Genomic DNA, 2,659 nt, shown 5'->3' on the forward strand with positions numbered 1-2,659 from the left:
TCCGGAAAGAAAAATAGTAAATCCGGCTGCAACTCCCAATACTCCGATTTGCCATTCATCCAAACAAGTTGTGCCAAGCCAGCCGGAACCCAATAAAATTCCAAGCGCGAGGCTCAATACTCCAAAACTCATGAGGCGCGTAAAAAGTCCGAGCATAAACAGCAAGCCAACAATTCCTTCCACAATGGTGAAAACGGCCATTGCCCACCAAAGTGCATCCGGATGTGAAACCAGGTATTCGATCAGTGGTTTTATTCCCAGGGCATTCGGCAAAAAGTGATTGAATTTCTCACCGATGTAGCCGGCTTCATCCGGGTTGAGTTTGTTTTCTAAAATGAGTCTTCTCCAGAATGCGGAGAAATAAGTCCAGCCGGCAACCCAGCGCAAAGCCGTAGTAAACAGCCCTGCTGTTAAAGATGTTTGATTTTTCATAAATGAGCTATTGATTGATGTCTCGTTCAAGAATGCAGATACACACTCTGCGCCCTTTGTTTCTTAGCGTTTAATTCAATTTCGAGTAAATGATCACTCGTCTTCGATCAGCTGTGTCCGTTCGAGTTTCCGACTTTTTCAGTCGGAAGTATCGAGAACAACATGTACACAATTGTAAAAAAAGACCATGCAAAAAAGGAATCCAAAATCCCAAAAACCCGAATTTGGATTACTCAGGTACGGGTCAAGTATGGATAAAGCATAGATAGAGTATGGGTGAAGTATGGATACAGTATGAAAATGTTATATATTTAACATGCGGTTTTAGGGCGTTTCAGCCGTTTTCAATCCCATATTCAGCCTTGTTTCCTGGAATCAGGAATGAATAAGACCTTGAAATCCTAAAATCAAAACAGGTTACACATTTGTAAAACTACTGCAAAAAAATAATTCATCACCTCTATTTTCGTACACTTCAATTATTATAAAAACAGATCTTTCCTTTTGCAAACAAGGCAGGAATCAAATCAGATACTGCTCGTTGAGAATGTGTAAAGGGATTTTTGTTCCGGGGATCGGGTAATCCGGATACAAGGTAGAAGAAACATCGGATCTTTGTTCAGATACGAAGTATTTGGCAAATGAATGAAATACAGGTTTCAGTAATTGTTTCGAAACCGGATTGATGGAAGAATGAATGGTCTTTTCTGCAAACGACTGACAAACCACCGTTTTATTGACTTTCGAATCGGGTTCCTGGTTCGAAACCGGAATATTCAGCGCCAGTTTAATTTCTCTTTTGACCGGGCATGGAACACACACCAAAACCATCATTGTAAGAATGATCATCCGGATTCCCGCTTGTTTCCATTTCATCAACATACCTGTTGTTTTAGTCACGCCGGCAAAGATATCAATCCTTCATCATTGCTTCAATCCCGAATTGGCAGGCTTCTGTGAATCCTAAATTTTCAATTCTTTGAAAGTTCCGCAAAGTGAATTTTTGTTGATTATTCCCGGAATGTTTAAAAAAGCGGGTGTAATCAGCGCTTACTTTTTTGAAAGAAAGACATGAAAAGACCACCCATCATCGCCCCGTAAACAGAACTGTTTACAGGGCTTGATGTAATGGAGCAGGTTCCGGAGCTGCAACCGATCAATTTCCAGTAGAAATAACCAGCCAGCAAACCTGCTATAACTCCAAGGAGTGTCAAAAGATTTTTTCTCAGGAATTTTTTCATGGAAAATTGCTTGTTATCCTTGTTTGATTTGAGCTACCTGCTGCCAGCTTCCACCATTGAAAACATGCTGGATTCCGTTTCTTTCCAGAATAGATTTTGCTTGTCCGCTTCGGGCACCGCTTCTACAGAAAACAACGATCTGCTCTTTGCCCTTGAATTTGGCAAGCTGTCCGCTGATTCTGTCCAGAGGAATGTTTACGGCTCCGTTTACACTACCGGATGAAAATTCTTCCGGTGTGCGAACATCTACCAAATAGGCTCCGTTTTTGATTGCTTCGGTAAGTTCCTGGCTGTTTCCGGTAAATAAGTTTTTGAATACTCCGAACATGATTGTTGTTTTTGAATGGAAAATAATTGAACACAAAATTCGGAAGTGTTTTTTTTTCGCACAGCTACTTTAGTTACACAAGCGTGATTTTGTTTCTACCCAGTTGTACGCTTCCGGCTTCTTCCAATTGTTTCAGAAGTCTTGAAACTACTATCACAGTAGGAACAATCCATAGCTCGTTTCTGATACCCATTTGTCCATCATAACGCATGAAACCATTTACTTTCAGGTCGCTCTTCGGAATATTCAGTTCCACTTTTTGAGGTTCATAAGAATATTGAAGATTGTCATGTAGATTGGTCTTAATGTTTTGCGTATGTACATGCTCTCCTTTTTTTATTGCTTGAGTTGCATGCCCAATAGGATAGCCATATTTGATGATGTTGTCATCAATGGCTAAATCCTTTAATGCAAATTTGTGGCCAACAGGAACTTCAGATGCAATTTTGATCTCTTGTCCCTCCACAGTTAGCGTATCACCAACGTTAAGATTGGCAACAGCAACTGCTACATTGTCCAGATGGTTTAGTTTAATATATTTGCTCATATTAATTCCTCTTCTTGTTTAGTTCAGAATAGTCTTTAATGCTTTTAACATTCCATCCTTCAAAATTGTTTCCACACCCTTAACAACTTCTGCCTCGAAGAACGGAACCGA

General features: G+C 40.2%; 5 protein-coding genes. All 5 read right to left on the reverse strand.

From position 1 onward, the window contains the following. Window positions 1-432, reverse strand: a 432-nt coding sequence (locus tag Q1V93_RS05795; RefSeq protein WP_300662704.1) for a TQO small subunit DoxD, incomplete at its 3' end; no start/stop codon positions are given. A gap of 522 nt (window positions 433-954) precedes the next feature. Then, complete coding sequence (locus Q1V93_RS05800; RefSeq protein ID WP_300662707.1) at window positions 955-1,308, reverse strand: hypothetical protein; 354 nt, start codon at window positions 1,306-1,308, stop codon at window positions 955-957. Between the two features lie 167 nt (window positions 1,309-1,475). After that, window positions 1,476-1,673, reverse strand: coding sequence for a DUF6132 family protein (locus Q1V93_RS05805; RefSeq protein WP_300662710.1), 198 nt, complete (start codon window positions 1,671-1,673; stop codon window positions 1,476-1,478). A 13-nt stretch (window positions 1,674-1,686) separates the two neighbouring features. After that, window positions 1,687-2,001, reverse strand: coding sequence for a rhodanese-like domain-containing protein (locus Q1V93_RS05810; protein WP_300662713.1), 315 nt, complete (start codon window positions 1,999-2,001; stop codon window positions 1,687-1,689). A 73-nt stretch (window positions 2,002-2,074) separates the two neighbouring features. After that, a complete protein-coding gene (locus tag Q1V93_RS05815; protein ID WP_300662716.1) occupies window positions 2,075-2,548 on the reverse strand; it encodes an SAF domain-containing protein in 474 nt (157 codons plus the stop codon). Between the last annotated feature and the right edge of the window lie 111 nt (window positions 2,549-2,659).

Source organism: Fluviicola sp., from assembly GCF_030151805.1.
GTDB lineage: Bacteria > Bacteroidota > Bacteroidia > Flavobacteriales_D > Crocinitomicaceae > Fluviicola.

What these genes read in the sequence shown, in the direction of transcription:
- Q1V93_RS05800 (WP_300662707.1), bottom strand. Translation starts at nt 1,308, where the DNA reads ATGAAATGGAAACAAGCGGGAATCCGGATGATCATTCTTACAATGATG.
- Q1V93_RS05805 (WP_300662710.1), bottom strand. Translation starts at nt 1,673, where the DNA reads ATGAAAAAATTCCTGAGAAAAAATCTTTTGACACTCCTTGGAGTTATA.
- Q1V93_RS05810 (WP_300662713.1), bottom strand. Translation starts at nt 2,001, where the DNA reads ATGTTCGGAGTATTCAAAAACTTATTTACCGGAAACAGCCAGGAACTT.
- Q1V93_RS05815 (WP_300662716.1), bottom strand. Translation starts at nt 2,548, where the DNA reads ATGAGCAAATATATTAAACTAAACCATCTGGACAATGTAGCAGTTGCT.